The sequence below is a fragment of the Longimicrobium sp. genome, from assembly GCF_048594345.1.
Lineage (GTDB): Bacteria > Gemmatimonadota > Gemmatimonadetes > Longimicrobiales > Longimicrobiaceae > Longimicrobium.
This window is the reverse complement of sequence record NZ_JBMDXM010000199.1, coordinates 1-23104: the sequence shown is the minus strand read 5'-3', so window position 1 is coordinate 23104 and position 23104 is coordinate 1. Positions and strand designations below refer to the sequence as shown.

General features: G+C 68.8%; 17 protein-coding genes and 1 pseudogene. 9 read left to right on the top strand and 9 right to left on the bottom strand.

Going from position 1 to position 23104, the window contains the following annotated elements:
* Positions 1-370 precede the first annotated feature (370 nt).
* Positions 371-1624 (bottom strand): transcription termination factor Rho, encoded by a 1254-nt coding sequence (rho, locus tag ACOJUJ_RS21900; protein ID WP_420129046.1) that lies wholly within the window; start codon positions 1622-1624, stop codon positions 371-373.
* A gap of 360 nt (positions 1625-1984) precedes the next feature.
* On the opposite strand from rho, the gene ACOJUJ_RS21895 reads away from it, so the two are divergent.
* The 4 genes from ACOJUJ_RS21895 (at position 1985) to ACOJUJ_RS21880 (ending at position 5530) form a co-directional block, all read left to right on the top strand.
* On the top strand, positions 1985-2938 hold the full coding sequence (locus ACOJUJ_RS21895; RefSeq protein ID WP_420129045.1) for a site-2 protease family protein: 954 nt from the start codon (positions 1985-1987) through the stop codon (positions 2936-2938).
* A 339-nt stretch (positions 2939-3277) separates the two neighbouring features.
* Positions 3278-3631 (top strand): hypothetical protein, encoded by a 354-nt coding sequence (locus ACOJUJ_RS21890; RefSeq protein ID WP_420129044.1) that lies wholly within the window; start codon positions 3278-3280, stop codon positions 3629-3631.
* Between the two features lie 79 nt (positions 3632-3710).
* Positions 3711-4631, top strand: a complete 921-nt coding sequence (locus tag ACOJUJ_RS21885) for a sensor histidine kinase (RefSeq protein WP_420129043.1) — start codon at positions 3711-3713, stop codon at positions 4629-4631.
* Entirely contained in the window at positions 4622-5530 is a 909-nt protein-coding gene (locus ACOJUJ_RS21880; RefSeq protein WP_420129042.1) for a dihydrodipicolinate synthase family protein, read from the top strand. The genes ACOJUJ_RS21885 and ACOJUJ_RS21880 overlap by 10 nt, the downstream gene beginning before the upstream one ends.
* A gap of 635 nt (positions 5531-6165) precedes the next feature.
* On the opposite strand, the gene ACOJUJ_RS21875 is transcribed toward ACOJUJ_RS21880, so the two are convergent.
* The 4 genes from ACOJUJ_RS21875 to ACOJUJ_RS21860 all read right to left on the bottom strand — a co-directional run bounded on the left by ACOJUJ_RS21875 (position 6166) and on the right by ACOJUJ_RS21860 (position 9941).
* On the bottom strand, positions 6166-7638 hold the full coding sequence (locus ACOJUJ_RS21875; RefSeq protein ID WP_420129041.1) for a sigma 54-interacting transcriptional regulator: 1473 nt from the start codon (positions 7636-7638) through the stop codon (positions 6166-6168).
* A 421-nt stretch (positions 7639-8059) separates the two neighbouring features.
* Entirely contained in the window at positions 8060-8971 is a 912-nt protein-coding gene (locus tag ACOJUJ_RS21870; RefSeq protein WP_420129040.1) for an NUDIX hydrolase, read from the bottom strand.
* 308 nt (positions 8972-9279) lie between these two features.
* Entirely contained in the window at positions 9280-9480 is a 201-nt protein-coding gene (locus ACOJUJ_RS21865) for a hypothetical protein (RefSeq protein WP_420129039.1), read from the bottom strand.
* The gene (locus ACOJUJ_RS21860; RefSeq protein WP_420129038.1) at positions 9477-9941 is read right to left on the bottom strand and encodes a hypothetical protein; all 465 of its coding nucleotides are present in this window, start codon (positions 9939-9941) and stop codon (positions 9477-9479) included. Before ACOJUJ_RS21860 ends, ACOJUJ_RS21865 begins: the two co-directional genes overlap by 4 nt.
* A 546-nt stretch (positions 9942-10487) precedes the next feature.
* Here ACOJUJ_RS21860 and lon point away from each other — a divergent pair.
* The 3 genes from lon (at position 10488) to ACOJUJ_RS21845 (ending at position 15502) form a co-directional block, all read left to right on the top strand.
* On the top strand, positions 10488-13073 hold the full coding sequence (gene lon / locus ACOJUJ_RS21855; RefSeq protein ID WP_420129037.1) for an endopeptidase La: 2586 nt from the start codon (positions 10488-10490) through the stop codon (positions 13071-13073).
* A gap of 904 nt (positions 13074-13977) precedes the next feature.
* Entirely contained in the window at positions 13978-15177 is a 1200-nt protein-coding gene (locus ACOJUJ_RS21850; protein ID WP_420129036.1) for a serine hydrolase domain-containing protein, read from the top strand.
* A gap of 145 nt (positions 15178-15322) precedes the next feature.
* Positions 15323-15502, top strand: coding sequence for a hypothetical protein (locus ACOJUJ_RS21845; protein WP_420129035.1), 180 nt, complete (start codon positions 15323-15325; stop codon positions 15500-15502).
* A gap of 155 nt (positions 15503-15657) precedes the next feature.
* Here ACOJUJ_RS21845 and ACOJUJ_RS21840 read toward each other — a convergent pair whose 3' ends face one another.
* The 3 genes from ACOJUJ_RS21840 to ACOJUJ_RS21830 form a co-directional block, all read right to left on the bottom strand.
* A complete protein-coding gene (locus ACOJUJ_RS21840; protein ID WP_420129034.1) occupies positions 15658-17313 on the bottom strand; it encodes a phospholipase D-like domain-containing protein in 1656 nt (551 codons plus the stop codon).
* Positions 17314-18151: 838 nt separating this feature from the next.
* Positions 18152-18700: an outer membrane beta-barrel protein gene (locus ACOJUJ_RS21835; RefSeq protein WP_420129033.1), complete on the bottom strand. Its 549-nt coding sequence runs from the start codon at positions 18698-18700 to the stop codon at positions 18152-18154.
* A gap of 123 nt (positions 18701-18823) precedes the next feature.
* On the bottom strand, positions 18824-19159 hold the full coding sequence (locus tag ACOJUJ_RS21830) for an FKBP-type peptidyl-prolyl cis-trans isomerase (RefSeq protein WP_420129059.1): 336 nt from the start codon (positions 19157-19159) through the stop codon (positions 18824-18826).
* A 754-nt stretch (positions 19160-19913) separates the two neighbouring features.
* On the opposite strand from ACOJUJ_RS21830, the gene ACOJUJ_RS21825 reads away from it, so the two are divergent.
* Both ACOJUJ_RS21825 and ACOJUJ_RS21820 read left to right on the top strand, forming a co-directional pair.
* The gene (locus ACOJUJ_RS21825) at positions 19914-21689 is read left to right on the top strand and encodes an amidohydrolase family protein (RefSeq protein ID WP_420129032.1); all 1776 of its coding nucleotides are present in this window, start codon (positions 19914-19916) and stop codon (positions 21687-21689) included.
* Positions 21690-21982: 293 nt separating this feature from the next.
* Positions 21983-22525, top strand: a complete 543-nt coding sequence (locus tag ACOJUJ_RS21820; protein ID WP_420129031.1) for a GNAT family N-acetyltransferase — start codon at positions 21983-21985, stop codon at positions 22523-22525.
* Between the two features lie 150 nt (positions 22526-22675).
* Here the strand turns inward: ACOJUJ_RS21820 and ACOJUJ_RS21815 are convergent.
* Positions 22676-22963: pseudogene (locus tag ACOJUJ_RS21815) on the bottom strand (type II toxin-antitoxin system VapC family toxin); the annotation flags it as partial.
* Between the last annotated feature and the right edge of the window lie 141 nt (positions 22964-23104).

Here is a 23104-nt window from a genome sequence, read left to right as displayed (position 1 = left end):
GTACGAAGGTACGAAGGTACGAAGGTACGAAGGTACGAAGGTACGAAGGTACGGGGTACGAGGGTACGGAGTACGAGAGTACGAGAGTACGAAAGTACGTGAGTACGGACGAGCGAAGGCCCGTTTCCCGGTTGGGAGGCGGGCCTTCTGCCGTGCGTTCTACGTGGCGCGCGAACCTCCGTGGGAACGCCTCGATGTGGGTCGATGGGTTTGGGCGCGCGCCTCGTCGGGGCGGGTTTACCCGCCCTTGGGGGTCGGCGGCGAACACCCGGGTCGATTCGGCCGAACCCTTCACTCGCGCGCAAAAAGAGCCGGCCCCGCGCGATCGCGAGGCCGGCTCTTCGATTCTGCGGTGCGGCGGGGCCAATGATCAGCCGCCGCGAGCCATGGAATCCAGGAACTCCTTGTTCGCCTTGGTCTTGCGCATGCGGCTGAGCAGGAAGTCGATGCTCTCCACCGGTGGCATGTCCGAAAGAAAGTTGCGCAGCAGGTACACCCGCGTAAGCTCCATCTCGCTGAGCAGCAGGTCCTCGCGGCGCGTGCCCGAGCGGTTGATGTCGATCGCCGGGAAGATGCGCTTGTCGGCGATGTGCCGGTCCAGCGACAGCTCCAGGTTGCCGGTGCCCTTGAACTCCTCGAAGATCACCTCGTCCATGCGGCTGCCCGTTTCCACCAGCGCCGTGGCGATGATGGTAAGGCTGCCGCCCTCCTCGATGTTGCGGGCCGCGCCAAAGAAGCGCTTGGGCTTGTGCAGCGCGTTGGCGTCCACACCGCCCGACAGGATCTTGCCGGAGTGCGGCACCACCACGTTGTAGGCGCGCGCCAGGCGGGTAATGCTGTCCAGCAGGATCACCACGTCGCGGCCGTGCTCCACCAGGCGCTTGGCCTTTTCCAGCACCATCTCCGCCACCTGCGTGTGGCGGTCCGCCGGCTCGTCGAACGTGCTGCTGATGACCTCGGCGCGCACGTTCTCCTGCATGTCGGTCACCTCTTCGGGCCGCTCGTCGATCAGCAGCACGATCAGGTGCACCTCCGGATGGTTCTCGGTGATCGCGTTGGCGATCTTCTGCATCAGGATCGTCTTGCCCGCCTTGGGGGGCGCCACGATCAGCCCGCGCTGCCCCTTGCCGATGGGCGCCACCAGGTCCATCACCCGCATGGAAAGGTCCGCGTTGGACGTTTCCAGGTGAATGCGATCGTCCGGATAGCGGGGGCGCAGGTTGTCGAAGGCCACGCGGTGCTTGGCCTTGTCGGGCTCGTCGCCGTTCACCCGCTCCACCTTGAGCAGGGCCAGGTACCGCTCGCCCTCCTTGGGCGGGCGCACCTGCCCCAGCACGGTGTCGCCGGTGCGCAGGTCAAAGCGCTTGATCTGGCTGGGCGACACGTAGATGTCGTCCGGCCCGTACAGGTAGTTCCAGTCCTGCGAGCGCAGGAAGCCGTAGCCCTCGGGAAGGACCTCCAGCACGCCCTCGCCGCGCAGCACCACCTCGCTGTCGAGCAGGTTCTGCTCGATGCGGTAGATGAGGTCCTGCTTGCGCAGGCCCGAGTAGTTGGAGATGTTGAGCCCTTCCGCCATCTCGTGGAGCTCGGCGATGCTCTTGGTTTTGATCGTGCTGATGTCCACGACTAGCTCCGAATGTATGTAGGCAGACCCGGCGGCACGGAGCCCGGGTCCGCTGGATTGTTCCGCTGAGTGGGAAGATAGGCCAGGGGAGGGGGCGCGCCGCGCGCCGGGGCGAACTGGTCTGGCGTCGGGAAGCGTGGCCCCAACCTAAGCACGGTATACACGAAGGTCAAGAGAAAAGTGCCCGACGAATCGGGGCCGTTCGCCGCCTGGCGCGTGGTGGAAGTGCATGACCAACAAGTGTTTCAGGCTCGCCTGCGTCCCGGGCTCTCGCTGGGGAACGCGGACGTGCGCCGGTGTCTGGACCCATGGCCCGGGCGGGTCTATTCCCAGCCCGGGCCGCATGGCGTGGAGGTCACAATGGCGCGCCGCATCCGGCCCCGGCCGCGGGAGCGCTGGTGGCTGCACCTGCTTCTGCTGGCGCTCACCGTGCTCACCGCGACCATCGCCGGCGCCGTTCTGACCGACGGCGACCCCCTCCGTATGCGCGACGCGAGTTTCGCGGGGACCGCGATTCCCGTGCCCACACGCCTGACACCCCTGGCGCTGGCGCCGGGCCTGTGGTTCTCCCTTCCGCTGCTCGCCATCCTGGGCGCGCACGAGCTGGGGCACTACGCCATGGCGCGCCGGCACGGCATGGACGTGTCGCCGCCCTACTTTGTCCCCGCGCCGTGGATCGTGAGCCTGATCGGCACCCTGGGCGCCTTTATCCGCCTGCGCTCGCCGCTGCTGAACCGCGCCGTGCTGCTGGACGTGGGCGCCGCGGGCCCCATCATCGGCTTCGTGCTTTCCATCCCCGCCGTGGCGCTGGGGCTGGCCTGGTCGCAGGCGGTCCGGGCCGCCGACGTGCCGGCGTGGGCCCACGGGGCGCGGATCGGGCTGGTGGTGGATCACCAGATGCTGCCCATGGGCCAATCCGTGCTCTTCATGCTCCTCCGCGCGCTCTCGCCGCTGGCCGACGCCCCGTTCGTCGCGCTGCACCCGCTGGCGCTGGCGGGGTGGCTGGGGCTGTTCTTTACCGCGCTGAACCTGTTCCCGGTCAGCCAGCTGGACGGCGGCCACGTGGTGTTCGCCCTGTCCCACCGCTGGCACCCCCGGATCGGCGTGATGACGGTGGCGCTGCTGCTGGCGCTTTCCTTCACCTGGATCGGCTGGCTGATATGGGCGGTCCTGGTGATGCTGATCGGCCGCGGCCGCCTCCATCATCCGCCCGTCTTTGACCCGTTCTTTCGCCTGGACCGCCCCCGCCGCGCCGTCGCCTGGGCGTGCATCGCCATCTTTGTCCTTACCTTGGTGCCGGTCCCCTTTCCCTAGCGAACGCGGCGGCGTCCACAAAGAGACACGCCGCTCCCCGCCGCCGTTTGCGCGCACTGTCCCATGGGTGGGTCGCGAGGAATCGGGCTCGCCCGGAACTGCGCCTTTCTCCCTCTTTCGAGCCCCGTGGGAGCGAGGCGGAGGATGGATGGAGGGGTGCGGACCGGCCTTCCTGTAAAGCAGCCGAAACGGACACAGGCGCGCCGCGACACGCAAAACGGCAGATTCCGATCCCGCCGCACCGCCCCCGCACAAACGTATGCCTTGACACGGGGGCTTGTGAACGGGAGAATGTTTGGGGGAAAATGCGCAGTACCGCTTCAAAGTCCGGAGGTGGGGATGGCACGCCACAACCGCGAGGGACAGGGTGAGGACCAGCACGGCCGGCGCTACCTGATCGGGTACCAGCCGGACTGGTTTCACCAGATCAAGGTGGCGCGGGGGCTGGACACGGGACGGCAGTCCACCAAGATCCTGCTTCGCAACCCCGATCCGCCGGCGGCGGACCCGGGTCCGCGCGTACGCACGCACATCGCCGCGCCCGAGCTGGGCATCGACGTGGAGGTGATGCTGCGCGACACAGGCCACGTGGTGCGACGCATCACCGTGGAGTGCGTGGTGCCCGAGGGCGAGGAAAAGGGCGAGACGGTGAGCTTCGTCGTTTCCCGCATCCCCGACTCGCGCCGCTCCTGACCCACCCCCTATACTTCGTGGCACCCCGAACCGCGGCCGCCCGGCCGCGGCGCGGAACCTTTCCTTGCGGCCCCTTGCGATGATCCTGCTGGCCCAGGCGACGGCCTCCCCCGCGGGGGGGGCGGACAATCGCCTGCTCTTTGTCGTCAGTGTGGTGGTGGTGGCCAGCGTGGTGCTGTTCACCGCCGGCGTCATCTTTACCCTCCTTCGCCGCAGCGACCGCCGCCGCGCGGAAGAGGAAAAGCTGGCGGCCATGGGCACGGCCACCGCGCGCATCCTGCACCAGATCAAGAACCCGCTGCAGACCATCGTCCTGAACTCGGACCTGCTGCAGAACGAAAAGATGGTGGCCGACCCCGTGCATCGCCGCGACGTGGCCGAGGCCATCATCGGCGAGTCGCAGCGGCTGGTGGCCATGCTGGACGAGCTGTCCGTGTACGCGTCCGGCGCGCGGCGCGCCCTGAACCGCCAGCCCGTGTTCGTGGACGACCTGGTGCGCCAGGTGGCCCGCACCGAGAGCCGCGAGACGGTCGTCATCGAAGCCGGCGACCTGGAGCAGGCGGTGGTGTTCGCCGACGCGTACTACCTGCGCCAGGTGATCGAGAACCTGGTGCGCAACGCCCGCGAGGCCATGGCCGAGCAGAAGGAAGCCCGCGAGCCCGCGACGGAGCCCAGGGACGCCTGGATCCGCGTAACGGTGGAGCGCGACGCCGGGCAGGCCGTGGTCCGCGTGACCGACAACGGCCCGGGGATTCCGGCGGAAAAGCTTCCGTTCGTATTTCAACCGTTCCACAGCACCAAGGGCAAGGGGATGGGACTGGGGCTGGCCATCTGCCGGGAGATCGTGGAGGCGCACGCGGGGCACATCGAGGTGGAGAGCCCCCCCGGGCAGGGCGCCACCTTCGCCGTGCGCCTGCCGCTGTACGGCGACGGGGTAACCGCCGGGGAAACGCTGCCGGGGCTGGCCCCGGAGCCCGCCACGGGGGCCGCGTGGAACTGAGAGGCGTCTTTGCGCCGGCCACCACGCCGTTTGACCCGGTGACGGGTGACGCGGACGTGATCTCGCTGCGCGCCAACGTGCGGCGGTGGCTGCAGGCCCCGCTGCGGGGCATTGTCCTCTTTGGGTCCACCGGCGAAGGGGTGCTGATGGACGAGGAGGAAAAGGCGCGCCTGACCGGCGCCACCCGCGACCTGATGGACGGCGAGCGGCTGCTCCTGTGCGGCACCGGCGCCGAATCTACCCGCGGCACCATCCGCCTGACCAGGCGGGTGGCCGAGGCGGGGGCGGACGCGGTGCTGGTGCAGCCGCCCTCGTTCTACAAGCCGCTGATGACGCCGGCCGCGCTGCGCGACCATTACCTGGCGGTGGCCGAGGCGTCGCCCGTCCCCGTCCTTCTGTACCAGGTGCCGCCGCGCTTCAGCGGGGTTGAGCTGGAGCCGGGGCTGGTGGCGGAGGTGGCGCGCCACCCCAACGTGGTGGGGATCAAGGATTCGTCCGGCGACCTGCGGGTGCTGGGGGCGCTGATCGACGCCTGCCGAGGCGGGTGCGACGTGCTGGCGGGGAGCGGGGCCATCCTCTACGCGGCGCTGGAGATGGGCGCGGTGGGCGGCATCCTTGCCGTGTCGCTGCTGATGCCCGAGGAGTGCGCCGAGGTGTGCCGCGCCTTTGACGAGGAGCGCTTTGCCGATTCGGGGCGGCTGCAGGAGCGCATTGCCCCGCTGCACAAGGCGGTCGTGGGGGAGATGGGGGTTCCCGGCGTCAAGGCGGCGCTGGATTCCATCGGCATGCACGGCGGCGCCCCCCGCCCGCCGATCCAGCCCCTGCGCAACCGCGACGCCGGCAAGCTGGCGGATGCACTGGCGGCCGCGGGGATCCTGCCGAACCCGGTGGCGGAGTAGGGGACGACGGCAGGGAATAGGGAACAGGTACTAGGGAATAGCGGGCGGTAACGGGCTCGTCGATGTAGATCGAAAAGGGGTCGGGGATGAGATGGACCCTGGCGAAATCGTCTGGAGGTGACTTCGCCCCGCAGCCACCCCGGGTTGAATTGGAACCCCGAGGCTAGAACGGCGATAAGCCCCGCCCTGGGGTCGCGGAGTTCGCCCGGCGGGGGCTTCCCTGCATGCATTCCGCGGGTGCCGTGCGGCGGATCCACGTCATCGCGATCGACTCCGCCGATCAAAACTCGGACCCCGCTCGTACGAGCAGGTGAAGCCCCGTTCGGTGACGCGACAGCGGCACCGAGACGGGGCTTATGGCGTTTCGAGCCGCGGGTTTACCCGCCCGAGTGGGGGCGCGCACCCAAACCCGTCGAACGCACATCGAGGCGTTCCCACGGAGGGATTCGCGCGCCGCGTGGAACGCACGGCAAAACGCCCGCCTCCGAACCGGAAAACGGGCCTTTGCTCCTGACCCCCGGGGCGGGTTGACCCGCCCCGGGGGGGGCGCGCACCCAAACCCAGCGAACGCACGGCGAAAAGGCCGGTCTCCCGACGAGGCGCTTTGCTTCGCCGCGTCGCCGTCCGGGCGCGCCCTACTGGAACATGTCGTCGCCGAAGGAAAAGCCGCCGCCCTTGGGGCCTTTCTTGGGGCGCTCCTGCTTGATGCGCTGGTAGACGCCGCTCTCCGCGCGGCTGATCTTGCGGTGCGCGGCAAGGCCTTCCAGCAGCAGCTCCGCCGCGGCCACGGTCATCCCCGTGTCGGCGGCGTCGTACATGTCGCCCTCCTTGAGCGCCTCCGTCAGCCCCGGCACCCCCTGCAGCCCCTGCAGGCACGCCTCGGCCGACGCGCCGTCGCTGATCTGCAGCACGCCGCCCTTGTCGAAGTGCTCGATCACCGTGTCCAGCGAGTGCACGTCCCAGGTGCGGTCGAACACGTCGCGCGCGGCGGCGGCGATCAGGTCACGGGCAATGGCTTCTACGCCCTGCAGCTCGCCCTCGTACTCCAGCTCCATTTTGCCGGTGATGGAGGGGAGCGCGGCGTACACGTCGGCCACGCGCGGCAGGATGCGCGGCTCGCCGGCCACGATGGCGCGCCGCTCGGCGTTGCTCACCGCCGTCTCCATGACCGAGATGGGCATGCGCTGCGACACGCCGCTGCGCCGGTCGATGCGCTTGTCGTCGCGCGCCAGAAACGCCACGCGCTCCACCAGCTCGGCCACGAAGGGCGGCACCGTCACCTCCATGGTGCCGCCGTCGCGACGGGTCCACGCCTCCTGCGCGGTGATCCGCATCCCCTCTTCGGGCGTGCGCGGGTAGTGCGTCTGGATCTCGGAGCCGATGCGGTCCTTGAGTGGCGTGATGATCTTGCCGCGCGCCGTGTAGTCTTCGGGGTTGGCGCTGAAGACCAGCAGCACGTCCAGCGGCAGGCGCACGGGATATCCCTTGATCTGGATGTCCCCTTCCTGCAGCACGTTGAACAGGCCCACCTGCACCTTGCCGGAAAGGTCCGGCAATTCGTTCAGCGCAAAGATGCCGCGGTTGGCGCGCGGCAGCAGGCCAAAGTTGATGGTAAGCTCGTCGCTGAGCAGGTGCCCGCCCCGGGCGGCGCGGATGGGGTCCATGTCGCCAATCAGGTCGGCCACGGTCACGTCCGGCGTGGCCAGCTTTTCCACGTAGCGCCGGTCGGGGCCAATCCACTCGATGGGCGCGTCGTCGCCGGCCTGCTCCAGCAGCTGGCGCCCGTGCTTGCTGATGGGGGCGAACGGGTCGTCGTTCACCTCGCTGCCGGCCAGCACGGGGATCTCGGGATCCAGCAGCCCCGCCAGCTGGCGCAGGATGCGGCTCTTGGCCTGCCCGCGCAGCCCCAGGAGGATGAAGTTGTGCCGGGCCAGCACCGCGTTGGCCAGCGCGGGCACCACGGAATCTTCGTATCCCACGATCCCGGGAAACACCGTTTCGCCGGTCTTGAGCCGGGCGATCAGGTTGTCGCGGATCTCCGTCTTGACGGAGCGCGGGCGGTATCCGGCGGCGCGCAAGGCGCCGAGCGTCGTGGGGCGCTGGGTCATAGGTGTACGGCGTTCGTCTCAGATTGCGTGTCATGCGGGTCGGAGCCTGCACCGGGCCGCAAGAAGCGTGACGGCGGGGGCTATTGCCGCTCGTTACCCGACGATGAGAGGAGCGGCTGCCGACGGTCAGCGGCTCGTCGACGGGAATCGAACTGCGTCCGACAGGGCCCCCTCTCCCCCGGCCCCGCTCCCCCGCTGCGCGGGAGAAAGGGGAGAAGTCGATCCCGCTTCGACAAGGTGGCGTCGCACCTCCCTCCCCCACGCGATTTGTGGGGGAGGGCCGGGGAGGGGGGCGGCCCACCATCCCGCGGCTGACTCTCCGAACCGCCCCGCGGCCAGTGCCGTTTATCCCCTCTCCCGCTTGCGGGAGAGGGTGCGAGCATAAGCGAGCGGGTGAGGGCCCCTGCCGTGTGCGCTCGCCCTACCCCCGCGCCTCGTCGGGGACGATGATGGCGACGCCGTCCTCCTGCACGCGCATCACGGGGAGGATGGCGGGCACCGGCGCGTCGGCCAGCTGGGCGAAGATCTGGTCCACCGAGCCAAAGCCGGCCAGCCGGCGCAGGGTGTGCACCGTGGGTGGCAGCATCTTGAGCGAGCCGCTTTCAAAAAAGTGCACCGCGCCGCGGGCGGTCAGCCACACGCTTTCCGTCATCTCCGCCTCGTGCGGCGTGCAGACGGCGTCGGCGCCCACGCGCGCGAGAAAGAAGCGGGTGTCGTAGCGGCGCGGCTCCGGCTCCGGCGTAATCCAGTGCGCCAGGTACAGCAGGTTCTCTCCGCTTATCCGCATGCTGCGGGTAACCATGATCTGGCGCAGGTCCACCACCTCGGCCAGCAGCGCGCGCCGGGCCACATCCAGCGTTTCGCGCCGGCCTGGGTTGGTGGCCGTCTCGTCGTGGCGGGCCAGCAGGATGCCGGTTTCCTCGAACGCCTCGCGCACCGCCGCCGTTACAAAGGACACGGCCTCGGCCGGGTCGGTCAGCCCCAGGCGCTCGGCCCACTGCATGGGCGTGGGTCCGTCCATCCGCTCCACCAGCGCCAGCTCCTGGTCGCCGCCGTCCACCACGCCGCCGGGAAACACCCACGCCCCCGCCGCGAACCCGCTGCGGCCGTGGCGGCGCAGCAGCAGAAACTCGGGACCGTCCGCGGAATCGCGCACCAGCAGCACCGTGGCCGCCGGACGCGTGGGCGCGGGGGTGAAGTCGCCGGCCCGTACCCGGTCCGCGAACCCGGGCGGCAACGCGTCGGCCGGGATCAGGAACACGTGCGGATCGTCCGTCGCGCGGCGGGCGGCGGAGGCGGCGGACTGGGGCGCGGGTGGTGTGGATTCGGACACGGTGGTGGCCCAGGGTGTGACAGGTTCGTACAGCCTAAGGATACGCGCCGGATGCGCCGTGGCGAAAGCCCCGCGCGCGTGGCGCTGGACGCGCTATCCTTTTGCGGCGCACTCCCGTAGAGCGGCACCACGCGCAGCGCGATGGCAATCCCCGCGCCGTTCCCCTCCTTCTCCGCAGAGCGGATCAGGAAGCTCACGCTGAACATCGAAGCACGGCCGCGTGGCGACCCGTGCTCCGTAAACGCACGCAACCCGGTCACGCACGAAGCGTAAACCGGGCTGCAGGGTTCGATGAAGACTCGCGTGGGTCAGGCGGCGGATTTCCCCTGCCGGGGCTCGCGAGGCGGCGCCTCTACCCAGCCCTCACGGAGGAGTTGCGCGGACAACTCACGAAGATAGGCGCCGTACTTCGCCGGATCGTTATCGAACCGCTCCCACAGCCGGCGCCGCACCTCTCGCACTTCCTCCACCACGTCGTCCGCGGCCGTCCAGTCTTCTTCCTCGCTCATCCCTTCCTCCCGAGCAGGTCGCGTGGGGTCACAATGCCAGGAACGTGGAGTCCGAGCCTGGTATTGATCCGCTCCACATGCTTTGCTTTGTTGGGGTTTGCAAGATGCTTGCAGTCCCAGGTTACAATGAAATCACAAGCATAGTGCGAAGCAAGGGCCAGGTGTTGCGCGTCCTCCAGTGGTTTGGCCGGCATGAGCTTGTGACGCACGTAGAACCCCACGGTCTCGTCCACCGCAGTGTCGGGAACCAGGAACGGAAGCTCACTGAGCAGCCGGATCCGGGGCGAGACGCGTGAAGTCGTCCCCGCGAGAAGTTCGGCCAGAACTGGAGCGCCGGTCACCAGTTCATACTCACTGGCGGCCGTGCTCCACCATTCCCGTGTCCAGATGCGACGCGATACGACTGCCGCGTCAGTCCGCCGGTCGTAGTAGAAGTTCGGAATGGTCGTCTCGATGTACACGCGTGGCTTTGGCATGCGCGAAAGCTATACGCCGTCCGAAGCGCCCCGGAAGCCCGCGTGCGAACACGGCCACCTGCGGTACAACCCTGTTTGGGTGCTGGCGAAAAGTGGGCGATCCGGAAGAGTCCGGGGTAAGCTACGGAAGCCTCTTGGGCGCGACTCAATCGCGGAAGCGCCGTCCTCAGCAGCAGGGGGGATGCTCTACCTCGCGTTCTTCTTCGCCGTGCGACGGCAGCCCGCACCCGGATCATCGACGTGACCGATGCCATCGCGGGCGCGTCGGTGTATCATCCTTCAGCGCGCTTTGGACGAACCTTTGCGCCACACCGGCAGAACAGCGCCGAAGCGGCACCCCCAAGCGGGATCGACAGCCGGAATGGCAGATACCCCGGGGGAGTAGGTTAAGATTAGATGTGGAGCGGGTTTACGGTGCAACCGGACGCGAAAACGGGTGTATTGTAGCGCGGCAGGGAAGATGCGAAGAAGCGCTTCCAGCAGGCGGCGGACACTGAGCCCGCCGCAACCGAATGGAGAAGCGAGACAACGATGAGCGAAAAGACGATGCTGCCGGTGCTCCCCCTGCGGGAGACGGTCATCTTTCCCGGGACCGCCGTGCCGATCTCGGCCGGGCGGCCGGGGACGCTGCAGGCCGTAGAGGCTGCGCTCGCGGGCGATCGCCGCATGCTGGCGATGACGCAGAAGGAGAACCGCGACGAGGTAGAGCCCGACAACCTGTACACGGTGGGCACCATCGTGCGCATCGCGCAGGTTCAGAAGGGCGGCGGCGGCGTGCAGCTGCTGATTCACGGCGAGTCGCGCGCGCTGGCGCTGCAGTACGTCAACACGCCCGGACGCGGCCTGACCGCGCACGTGCGCGAGATGACGGAGCTGGAGCCGGTGAACGCCGAGGACCCGGCGTTCCTGGCGCTGTACCGTGAGCTGCGCGACCGCGCCGCCGAGCTGGGTCGCCGCCGCGGCATTCCCGCCGAGATGCTGCAGCAGATCATGGAAGGCGTCACCGAGCCCGGCGCCTTTGCCGACCTGGTGGGCTTCTACGTGGAGATGGGCTCCGAGGCCAAGCAGAAGCTGCTGGAAAGCCTTTCCGTCGAGGAGCGGCTGCGCAGCCTGCTGCTGATCGTGCAGCGCCAGCTGGCGCTGATGGAGGCGCAGGAGGAGATCCAGCAGCAGGTGCAGGAAGAGCTGGGCGAGCGCCAGCGCGAGATGCTGCTGCGCGAGCAGATGAAGGCGATCCAGCGCGAGCTGGGCGAAGAGGACGAGGGCGCCGAGCTGGAGGAGCTGCGCCAGAAGCTGGACGCGCTGGAGCTTCCGGAGTCCGCGCGTGAGGAGGCCGACCGCGAGCTGGGGCGCCTGGAGCGCACCAACCCGCAGAGCGCCGAGTACCAGGTCATCCGCACCTACCTGGAGTGGCTGGCGGACCTGCCGTGGAACGTGCGCACGGAAGATTCGCTCAACCTGGCCAGCGCCGAGGAGATCCTGCACGAGGACCACTACGGGCTGGAGGACGTGAAGGACCGCGTGCTGGAGTTCCTGGCCGTGCGCCAGCTGGCCGCGCGCCGCGCCGAGGCCGAGGTCAAGGAGGACGCCGCCATCGAGGCCGACGCGCTGGAAGACACCGAGGCCGAGCAGGCGCCCGAGGTGCTGGAAAAGGAGATCGCCGAGGCCAAGGCCAGGGCGACGGCCAAGGGGCCCATCCTGCTCTTCGCCGGCCCTCCGGGCGTGGGCAAGACCAGCATCGCCAAGTCCATCGCCCGCGCGCTGGGGCGCAAGTACGTGCGCATCGCGCTGGGCGGCGTGCGCGACGAGGCCGACATCCGCGGCCACCGCCGCACGTACGTGGGCGCCATGCCCGGGCGCATCGTGCAGGCGCTCAAGCAGGCCAAGGCGCGCAACCCGGTGATCCTGCTGGACGAGGTGGACAAGCTGGGCGTGAGCTACCAGGGCGATCCGTCCAGCGCGCTGCTGGAGGTGCTGGACCCGGCGCAGAACCACGAGTTCACCGACCACTACCTGGGCGTGCCGTTCGACCTGAGCGAGGTGCTGTTCATCGCCACGGCCAACTACGCGGAGAACATCCCGGCGCCGCTGTACGACCGCATGGAGGCGGTGGAGTTTCGCGGGTACACGGAGATGGAGAAGAAGGCCATCGCCCAGACGTACCTGCTGCCCCGCCAGACGGAGCAGGCGGGCCTTCACGAGGGCGAGCTGGAGGTGAGCGAGCCGGCGCTGGAGAGCGTGATCAGCGAGTACACCCGCGAGGCGGGGGTGCGTCAGCTGGAGCGCGAGCTGGGCAAGGTGGCCCGCAAGGCCGCCCGCCGCATCGCCACCGGGGGCACGGACCAGGTTTCGGTGGAGTTGGAGACCATCAAGGACTTTCTGGGCCGCAGCAAGGTGCACCCGGAGCGCGCCGGCGCCGAGGACATCGTGGGCGTGGCGACGGGGATGTACTACACGCCCGTGGGCGGCGACATCATGTTCATCGAGGTCTCGGCGCAGCACCGCACGCCGGTGCCGGCGGTGGCGGGCGAGCCGGAGCAGGCGCAGCCGGGCTTTGGCAACCTGGTGCTTACCGGGCAGCTGGGCGACGTGATGAAGGAGTCGGCGCGCGCCGCGCTGACGTACGCACGCGCCAACGCCAGCCGCTACGGCATCGACCCGCGCAAGGCGTGGGGCTCGGAGCTGCACATCCACGTGCCGGCGGGCGCCATCTCCAAGGACGGCCCCTCGGCGGGCGTGGCCATGGCTACGGCGCTGGTCTCGGCGCTCAGCGGCAACGCGGTGCGCAACGACGTGGCGATGACGGGCGAGGTCACCCTGACGGGCCGGGTGCTCCCCATCGGCGGCGTAAAGGAAAAGCTGCTGGGCGCGCACCGGGCGGGGATCCGCGCCATCATTCTCCCCAAGGAGAACGAGGGTGACCTGGACGACCTGCCGCGGGACGTGCTGGACCAGATGGAGGTGCACCCGGTGGAGTCCATCGACCAGGCGCTTTCCATCGCCCTGCGCGGCGCGTCGATGAGCGAGGGGCGGCTGCGCTTCCCCGAGCTTCCGCTGACGCCCGGCGCCGGTTCGCGCGGCCTGGAGGGTGAGGCGCGGCTGCACGGGAGCCGGTAAGGCGGAACTGCAGGGAATAGGGAACAGGGAATAGGGAACAGCCTGCAACTGCTTCCGTAGATGAACGGCCCCCGGAGGATCATCCTCCGGGGGCCGTTCCGCGTCTGCAACCCTCCGCATCCTACCAAGTCCACGGAGGAATGGGCCTCACGCGTAGCCAGCACCTTCCGGGGGTACGGACCGGCAACATACGGGGGGTACAGAGGAACAGGAAACAGCCAGAGGAACAGAGGAATAGCCAGCGAACGGCGACGCGTCCTCATCTCTCCCCTTCCTCTGTTCCTCTCCCGTCTTCCCTGTTCCTCTGTACCCCATCCTCTGTTGGGGCCCATCAAAAATCCACCCTCGCCGGATTGCGGTGAGGGTGGGTGAGAGCGTCGGGAACGGGAAGTGGATGGAATGCGGCAGGGGGCCATCCGCGTTTTTTCAGAGAGGTGTGCGGATCGGTGGATGATCTCCGGAGCGAGGGGGAGAACGTCGATCGAACCACCTGATGCGCGATCTGGCGAACCGTCGGTTACCTCTTAGAGCGCGGCGGCGGCGAAACGACGCGCGAGGCCGCCGTGGGCGCCGGTGCCGTGAGACGCGGGGTGCGGACGTCGGGAGGGCGTCGGAGAGGAGTCCGCGGGGTGCGCAGGCTGAGGGCTAGAAGCGAACGCATGTTGTTTGGTTTCATCGACTTATCTGCTATTTTCGATCAATATCACACACATTGATCCGGCGCGTATGACGCAGTGCATGTATCAGTTGCAATCCGCATGGGGCCTGTGCAATCTGCATTCGAGTCTACTTTACATGACTCCGCTAAGTCATGATTCTTGACAGCGGTACGCGCCCTCCATTACACTGGTTTTACCGCTTCCGCAGACTCGTTCGTGTTCTCAATCACGGCAACGCAGGTCCTATGCACTTACCCGCCTTGCTGGGGCTGGCGGCGTTTCTCCACGCCGCTCCCTCCGACAGCACCGAACCGCGCGGCATCACGCCCCGCGTGCCCACCCACGAGCTTTCGTCGGCCGCCGCGGCCGGGCTGAGCGCGACGGCCCTCGCCCGCGCCGAAGACGCGGTGCTCGACGAGATCAGCCGCGGCTCGTTTCCCGGCGCGTCGCTGGCCGTGGGGCGCTGGGGGTACGTGGTGCTGGAGCAGGGGATGGGGCGCGTGGGCGCCGGCGGCGGCGAGGTGGACCCCGACCGCACCGTGTACGACATCGCCTCGCTCAGCAAGGTGGTGGGCACCACCACCGCGGTGATGCTGCTGGTAGAAGACGGCAAGATGTCGCTGGACGACCCGGTTCAGGCGTACCTGCCGGAGTTCACCGGCGTCAACAAGAACCGCGTCACCATCCGCCACCTGCTCACCCACACCTCGGGCTTGCCGGCGGGCTACGACGGCGCCGGCCCCACGCCGCGGGAGTCGCTGCTGCGGCTGATGCGGGCCCCGCTGGAGCACGCGCCGGGGATGCAGGTGGAGTATTCGGACGTGGGGTTCGTGGTCCTGTTCGCCGCGGCGGAGCGGGCCGCGGGAGAGCCGCTGTACCGGCTGCTGGACCGCCGCGTGTTCGAGCCGCTGGGGATGCTGTCGACGTCGTACGTGATGGGCGAGGGGTGCCTGCGCTGCGCCGGCACCAGCCGCAACCGCGGCGACGCCTACCGCGGCAAGGTGCACGACCCCATCTCGCGGCGGCTGGGCGGCATCGGCGGTAACGCGGGGCTGTTCAGCACGGCGCACGACCTGGCGCGCTTCGCCGCGATGATGGCCAACGGCGGCGAGTTGAACGGCGTGCGCATCCTGCGGCAGTCCACGGTGCGCGCCTTTACGCAGCGGCAGCCGGGGACGGGCACCCGCGCGCTGGGGTGGGACACGCCGGGCGCGCCGGGGACGGGCGCTTCGGGGACGCGCGTTTCCAGCCGCTCGTTCGGGCACACGGGGTTCACGGGCACCAGCATCTGGATCGATCCGGACCGCGGCACCTGGGTGGTGCTGCTGGCCAACCGCACCTACGAAGACGGCCCCAACCGCATGCAGGCGCTTCGCCGCACGGTGCACGACCGGGTGACGGACGCGGTGCGCGCCGAGACCTCGTACGGCGGCGGCTCGCAGTAGCACGGTTTACGCTGTAACACCGCGCCGCGGTTTTGGGCGCGGTGTTTGCTTTTGGTGGCATACAGATTCCGCCGCCGCAGCGCCCGCCCTCGCACGGACCGACGCAGGCAGCACGCAACGCCACTTTCGGGGAGGGGTGAATCTCATGTCCATCAACGAGGAAGCCGTCCGCGAACTGCTGGGTCCCGTGGCCGACCTGCCTTCGCCCCCGTCGCCGGACGACCGCGACGACGACGGCGAGGCGACGGGCGGCATCATCCCAGGTACCGGCCGCCGGGCCGAGGACCACCAGCCCACGCCGCCGGACGCCGAGCCGGGGCAGTAGCCGCCCGCATCCCCACAAAACAATCCACCCTCGCCGCGTCTGGCGAGGGTGGATTTTTGTTGAAGCCTCCCAACCAAGGATGGGGTACAGAGGAACCGGGAAGGCAGGAGAGGAACAGAGATGGGGAGAGATGAGGAGGCGTCGCCGCTCGCCGGCTATTCCTCTGTTCCTCTGGCGGTTCCCTGTCCCTCCGTACCCCCCACCCGTTCCGGACGGTGCCGGCTGCGCGTGAGGCCGGCCTCGTCGTCCTGGTCCGAGGGGCGGCGGTCGGTGCTGATGCGGACGATGGCGGCCAGGCCCAGCGCGGAGCTCAGCAGCGCCATGGGCCACGCCGTCACGCGCGGGAACAGGAAGCCCACGATCCCCACCGTCAGCAGGATCACCGCCCACACCGTTACCCAGCCCGTATCTTCGCGCCCCACCGTCCGCTGGCCCACCAGGGCGCGCGCCAGCACCGTGGCGGCGCGGGCCAGGCGGCCCATGAAGCGGCTGACCTGCGAGCCGCGGAACGAGCGCGCGCGGGCCTCTCGGGCGGCGGTGCGGCTGGCGGAATGGCCGTCTTCAAGGTCGGGCGCCAGCACCCGCTCCACCGCGCGCCGCTCCTTGATGCCGCTCCCCGCCACGCGCGACGAGTTCACCAGCGTGACCTCGACCGACGATTCCAGGTCACGCTCGAACAGCGCCTCCATCTCCCGGGCAAAGTTCAGGTCCGTCACCGCCACGTCCAATTCCCAGTTGCCCAGCAGCGACGCCAGGTTCAGGTTGCTGCTCCCCACGCGCGACCAGAAGCCGTCGGCCACGGCCGTCTTGGCGTGGATCATGGGGCCCTCCCATTCGAACAGCCGAACCCCCGCGTCCAGCAGCGGCCGGTACCCCGCGCGCGACATCCCCCCCACGATGGGCCAGTTGTTGTACGCCGGCACCAGCACCCGCACGTCCACCCCGTCGCGCGCGGCGCTGGCCAGCGCCTCGGCCATGGCGGGGGGAAGAACGAAGTACGGGTCGGTGATCCACAGGCGGCGCTCCACACCCACGGAAACGAACTGCGAGATGCGGTAGATGCGCGAGCGCCCCGGCTCGCCCTCTACCACGCGCACGGCCACGTTGCCCACCGGCTGCACCCGCGCCGGGTCGGGGATCTCGTCCAGCGGCAGCCAGCCGCCGGCGGTGCCCCAGGTCTTGGCGAAGGCGCGGTCGATGACGGCCGCCACGGGTCCGCGAAACTCCACCCCCGTGTCGCGCCAGGCAGGGATCCCCAGGTCCGGATCGCCCGCCCACTCGTCGCCAATGCACATTCCCGACACCGACCCCCACTCGCCGTCCACCGCCAGCACCTTGCGGTGGTCGCGGCGGATGAAGTTGAGCGGGTCAGTCACCGACGGCGGCGCAAAGGCGCGCACCTCCACCCCGGCGTCGCGGAACGGCTTCCAGAAGCGGCGCGGCGTGGCCCAGCAGCCGATCCAGTCGTACAGCACGCGCACCTTTACCCCCTCGCGCGCGCGCTCGCAGAGAACCTCGCGAAACCGCCGCCCGATGCGGTCGTCGCGCATGATGTAGTTCTCCAGGTGCACGTAGCGCTCGGCGCGGCCAATGGCGTCCAGCCACGCGGCGAACGCCTCGCGGCTGCTGGCCAGCAGGTGCGCCGTGTTGCCGCGTACCTGGGCCGAGTCGCTGGCGCGCACCATGGCCCGTTCGGCCATGCGCAGCATGGCGCGCATGCTGCCGACCGGGCTTAGGCCGCGGGCGTACTGGGCGTGGGCCAGGGCGTCCGCGGAGGGCGGGGGCGGGGGGCTGGAGATGGCTTCGCGCACGTGTGGGGATCGGCGTCCGTACCGGGTTCACCGCGCCGGATTCGCAACTCGTTTGCCACGGCAATCTAGCCGCCCCCGCGCGTCTCCTGCCAGCGTCGCGTTTTCGTCGCCTTTCGCGCACGGGGCAGGAGACGGAAAACGGTGGGCCCAGCGGCGGAGTCATCGAAGAGAACGGAGTTGTTCTGCGCGTATTTGTGAGGGTTGCTGTACCCTGAGAGTGTTGTTTGAGAATCTGCCCTTCAGATGCCCCCGATGATGATTTCCTGAGGGCGCGCTTCCACAACTTGAAATCGCTCAACCGCTCGCGCGCGACTGAAGGATCTCGTCTCGGCGATCGCGAGGCCGGCCATGCGGCACTGATCCAGCCCCCAGGTGCTGCTGCCGGCGAGATCCTTCGGTCGGCGCCAAACTGCCTCGACAGCAGCAGGTTTGGAGCGGCGCCTCCCTCAGGAAATCAAGCGCCTGGGACATCCTGAACACACTCTGATACCACCTCCCGGATTTCGATGTGCAGTGAGGGGAACGATTTTCACGCGGAGGCGCGGAGAAAACAGAAGAGGCGCGGAGGGAACGCCCACAAAACGCCTCCGCGCCTCATTAGTTCCTCCGCGCCTCCGCGTGATGTTTTTTCGTCGTTCCTCTGATTGCACAACGAGCTGCGAGAAATGGTATCGGGTGTGCTTTCCGGAGTGCAGGGCCCGATCGACGGGGATGGTGAGCAGACAACGCAAAGAGGACGGGCAGGCGATGCAGCCTCCCGTCCTCTCCGTGTCCCTCCACGCGCGCGGCGTCTCAACGTGAGCGGTGGTCCGGTCGACGCATGCGGGGCTGGTGGGGATCAGAACAGGGTGATGCCTACCAGCACCTGGTTGCGCTCCAGATCGCCGCCCTGCGTCTCGCTGGCGAACTCGCTCACGCGGCGGTACTGCGCGTCCAGGCCGATGAGGGAGTTGATCTGAAACCGCGCGCCCACCTGCCATCCCAGCTGCGTGCGTGAATCCTCGAACTCCGGGTCCGCCGCGCCGGCTTCCTCGATGGTGTACTGTCCCAGCCCGCCGTGCACGCCCACGTACGGCGTCACGGGGAACAGCGGCAGGTCGATGAAGTAGTTGGCCTCGGCCAGCACGCCAAAGCTGGTGCTCTCGCGGTCCACCTCGGTGGCCTTGCCGGTGGTGTACGCCGTAACGCCCACGCCCACGTTGAACGGCAGCACCAGCTCCGCGCCCACGCTAAAGCCGTCGGCCACGGGCGTCTGCGTCTCGCGGTTCTCCACGTCGCTGGCGTTGAACAGGTAGTGCCCCTTGAGCGCAAATCCGCTCTGCGCCTGCGCGGTGCCGGCGCTGGCGAACAGTGCCGCCGCGGCGAGCACCGGAATCGTCATCCGCATCTGTCTGTCCTGGTCTGGTCCTTTCACGGAGCGCGGCCCCGGAGGACCGGGGCCGCGCTCGTCGGTCAGGTGGTGTATCCGCCTGCCCGTCCGAAAGTTCCGACGTTGACGCCTGCTACCGCATCAGCGGATGCCCATCAGCTCCACGTCGAACAGCAGGGTGCTGTTGGCCGGGATGGGGCCCATGTCGCGCCCGCCGTACCCGAGCTCCGGCGGAATCACCAGCGTGCGCTTGCCCCCGATCTTCATCCCCGCGATCCCCTCGTCCCATCCCTTGATCACGTGCCCGGCGCCCAGGGGAAACGTGATCGGCTGCCCGCGGTCGCGGCTGCTGTCGAACTTGGTGCCGTTCTGCAGCGTCCCCGTGTAGTGCACCGACACGGTGTCGCCCGCCCTGGCCTCGCGCCCCTCGCCTACCGCGTCTTCGCGGTACTGCAGCCCGGACGGGCTGGTCGTCATCCCTTCATCCGCCACGATCGATCCTTTCCTCTGCCGCCCGCCGCCGCGCGGCAAGACGGACGTTCTCATTTGATTGCTCCTCACCCGCGCATGGCGTGATCGCAGGAATCGCGCAACGCCGGATGTGAGGGCGCCGCGTGAGCGACAATGGCGGTCGCGATGTTGGTCCGGCAGGGGGCCGGTCCTCGTTGCCGGGGCGAATAAATTCGCGGCAACAACCACACAAAGTCCGCCTGCGCGGACTCGGCGGCCCGGCGGTGTGCGGCGTTCCAGGCGCCTGCGCGTCCGCTGCCGAGCCGACATCATCCGTAGCGGACGCTCTGTGAATCGACGCGGCGCGCCAGCACCTGCGGCAACAGTCCGCGAAGGCGGACTTCGCGATGTTCCAGCGGCGATTTCAATCGCTCCTGGTGCGGACTCGGCGACCCGGCCGTGTGCGGCGTTCTGGGCACCTGGGCGTCCGCAGCCAAGTGGACGGTGGACGGGAGCGCCCCAGGGAGCCCCTACCCGAACTGTCATTTCGAAGGAGAGGCGCCGCGCGGAACCCGCTCCTCGCGTAACACCGTGGGGCCAACCGAGAAATCTACTCTCCGGCTGCTACTGGCCAGTCGCACGCGCCCGACCTGCCCGGCCGCCGTCTCGACTCGCCTGTCCACCCCGGCGGGCTGACCCGTCCCATTTGACCGCCGGAGCGCACGCCCGCTACTCTGTGGGCGTGCGCTTTCGTTCATCATCCACCCACCCTCGCGCCGCCATGAACATCCTCCGCGCCCTGGCCGTCTCGCTCGCCCTCTCGTCCGCCCTCTCTCCGCTCGCGTCCGCACAGCCGGCGTACCCCGCCGCGCAGCGCGCCCGCGACTCCGTGGAGGCGCTGGAAGCCTTTCGCGGCAACATTGGCGCGATCCACGGCCGCGACCGCGCCACGTACCTCACGTACTACCTGCAGAGCCCGCGGCTGGCGCGCACCGGCCCCGGCGGCGTGAACTGGGGATACGAGGGGATGACGGGCGGCGACCCCAACGCGTGGCCCGACACGCTGATCGCCACGCACTTCGAGGTGGTGCCGCTGGCGCCCGGTGTGGTGTACGGCGCGTACCGCTACCGCGTGGTGCAGGGCGGCAGCCAGCGCGGCGTGTCGGAACGGGTGCTGGTCAAACAGCCGGACGGCAGCTGGAAGATTTCGGTAAGCACCGCCTTCGGCTCGCCGGGCGACGCGCCGGTCCCGGCGTTCGCGCTCACCGGCGCCACGGTGATCGACGGCACCGGCGGCGCGCCCCTGCGCAACGCCACCGTGGTGATGCGCAACGGCCGCATCGCCTGCGTGGGCGAGTGCCCCACCGGGCCGGACGTGCACACGATCGACGCGCGCGGCAAGTGGATCATCCCCGGGCTGATCGACGCGCACATGCACTACTCGCAGACCGGGTGGGCCGACGGCCGGCCCGACGCCGAGGACGTGCGCGCCCGCTTTCCGTACGACAGCACGGTGGCCGCGCTGGAGGCCAACCCCGACCGCTACTACCGCAGCTACCTGTGCTCCGGCGTGACGGGAACGTTCGACGTGGGCGGCTATCCGTGGACGTGGGCCCTGCGCGCCCGCGCGGAAGCCAACAACGCCGCGCCGCACGTGGCCGCCGCCGGGCCGCTGCTGTCCACGCTGGACCACTGGGTCAACACGCCGGCGCAGCGCCAGTTCATCTACGCGTCCAACGACAGCACCACCCGCGCGGGCGCCCGCATGATGGCGCAGTACGAAAGCGACGCCGTGAAGGTGTGGTACCTGTCCGACATCCCGAACGCGGATACCACGCAGCTCAAGATCGTGATTCGCGCCGCGGCGGACGAGGCGCGCAAGGCGGGCATTCCCCTCATCGTGCACGCCACCGGCCTGTGGGAGGCCAAGGACGCGCTGCGGGCCGGCGCGCGGCTGCTGGTGCACTCGGTGCAGGACCGCGCGGTGGACGACGAGTTCATTCAGCTGGCGCGCCAGGCGGGCGCCATCTACACCCCCACCATTACCGTGACGCAGGGCTACCTGCAGCTGTACGGCCGCGACTTTGACGAAACCGGCCTGCCGATGGAGTGCGTGGACCCCGCCACGCGCGCCAAGGCCGCGCTCACGGAGTCGCTCCCCGCGAACGGCTATCCCATGGACCGCGTCCGCGCCAGCATCGAGCGCGAGCGGCTGATCATGGTCGACAACCTGCGCCGCGTGCACGCCGCCGGCATCCCCGTCGCCATGGGGACGGATGCCGGCAACCCGCTCACGCTGCACGGCGCCAGCGTGTTCCGTGAGATGGAGGCCATGGCCGGCGCCGGGATGTCGCCCATGGACGTGCTGGTCGCCTCCACGCGCAACGCCGCCATGGCCATGGGCCGCGATTCCATCGGCACGCTGCGCGTCGGGATGGCCGCCGACCTGGTGGTCCTCGACGCCGACCCCCTCGCCGACGTCCGCAACCTCCGCGCGATCCGCCTGGTCGCCCGCGGCGGCGAAGTCTGGACGCGCCGGGAGCTGGAGTATCGTTGAAGTGCGTGAGTGCGTGAGTGATGTTGTGGTGGCCTAACTGTCATTCTGAGGGAGGCGCCGCCCCACACTTTCCTTCCGGCTGAGAGCCTGGCGCCGACCGAAGAATCTGTACGCTGGGCGGCACGATCTTGCCCCTCGCGAGCTGTTTCGGGCGTTGCCCGGTTGGTGGTGCCTCGCGCGAGCGGAGGAGGATTCTTCCTCAGCTACGGCCGCGCCACAGCTCTGATGTGCGCTCTTCGGTAAGACAGGTGTTTCCCGGACATGGCGTGATGAACAACGGCGAATCCTGGTTGATGATCCGCATCCTCACGCCTGACGACGCGGCCGCGTTCCAGGCGCTGCGCCTGCGCGGCCTGCGCGAGAGCCCCGCGGCGTTCGGCTCAACGTACGAGAACGAGGTGGATACGCCGCTGGAGCAGATTGCCGAGCGCCTGGTCCGCGGCGCCGGGCGTGAGGACGTGATGTTCGGCGCGTTCGATGACGACGGCGGGGCGCTGGTGGGCCTCGCCGGCCTGGCCCGCCAGAACGGCCCCAAGTCGCGCCACCGCGCCGGCGTGTGGGGGATGTACGTGGCCCCCGAAGCGCGCGGCCGCGGCGCCGGCCGCGCGCTCATCTCCGCCCTGATCGCCCACGCCCGCACGCTGGACGGCGTCGAGCGCCTCGTACTCGGCGTGGAGTCGGGGAACAAGGCCGCCCGCGCCCTCTACCACTCCTTCGGCTTCGCCACGTACGGTATCGAGCCAGAGGCTTACAAGCTCAACGGCAAGTACTGGGATTCGGAGATGATGTCGCTGAGTCTGAAGAAAACCGCGCAGCCTTATACCGAACTTCGCTGATCATTGTGCACCCGATCCGGCTCATGGAAAGACTTATCTCACACGGATTCGCCACGAATGCACAACGAACCGCGAGAAACGGTATTAGAAATGGCGGCTGTTTGAATCGTGCAAACAGCGCCAGGTCACCGGTGACACTGGATGCCAGCGCTACGGCGATATGAGCTGCAGCTTCGGGAAGTACGTTCTGTAGCGCGTTGCGTCGCGCGTAAGCAACTCCATGCCGGCCACCGCGGCGTGTGCCCCGATGTAGAATTCGGGTAGCGGGGAACGCTTGGCACCTCCTCGCCTTCGATACGCCAGAAAAGACTTCCCCGCCAGGAACGCGGCGTCCCAGGGTAGCGAGTCACGCCTGAACATGTCTGTCGGGAGGGCCATGTCCAGATCCTCGACCCGGTCAAAACCAGTGGAAACCTCCGCATAGATGATCGGGTTAATCCTCGGTTATTCACCTGAAACCAGACCTCAGGGTCATACAAAGAAAGAACCCATGTCGCATGTTCTTGAGCAGCGGTAGGATGGGTGGTGTCGAAGCAACCATCCGTCCGCGTACCCTCGAATACACGACATGGGTGAAGA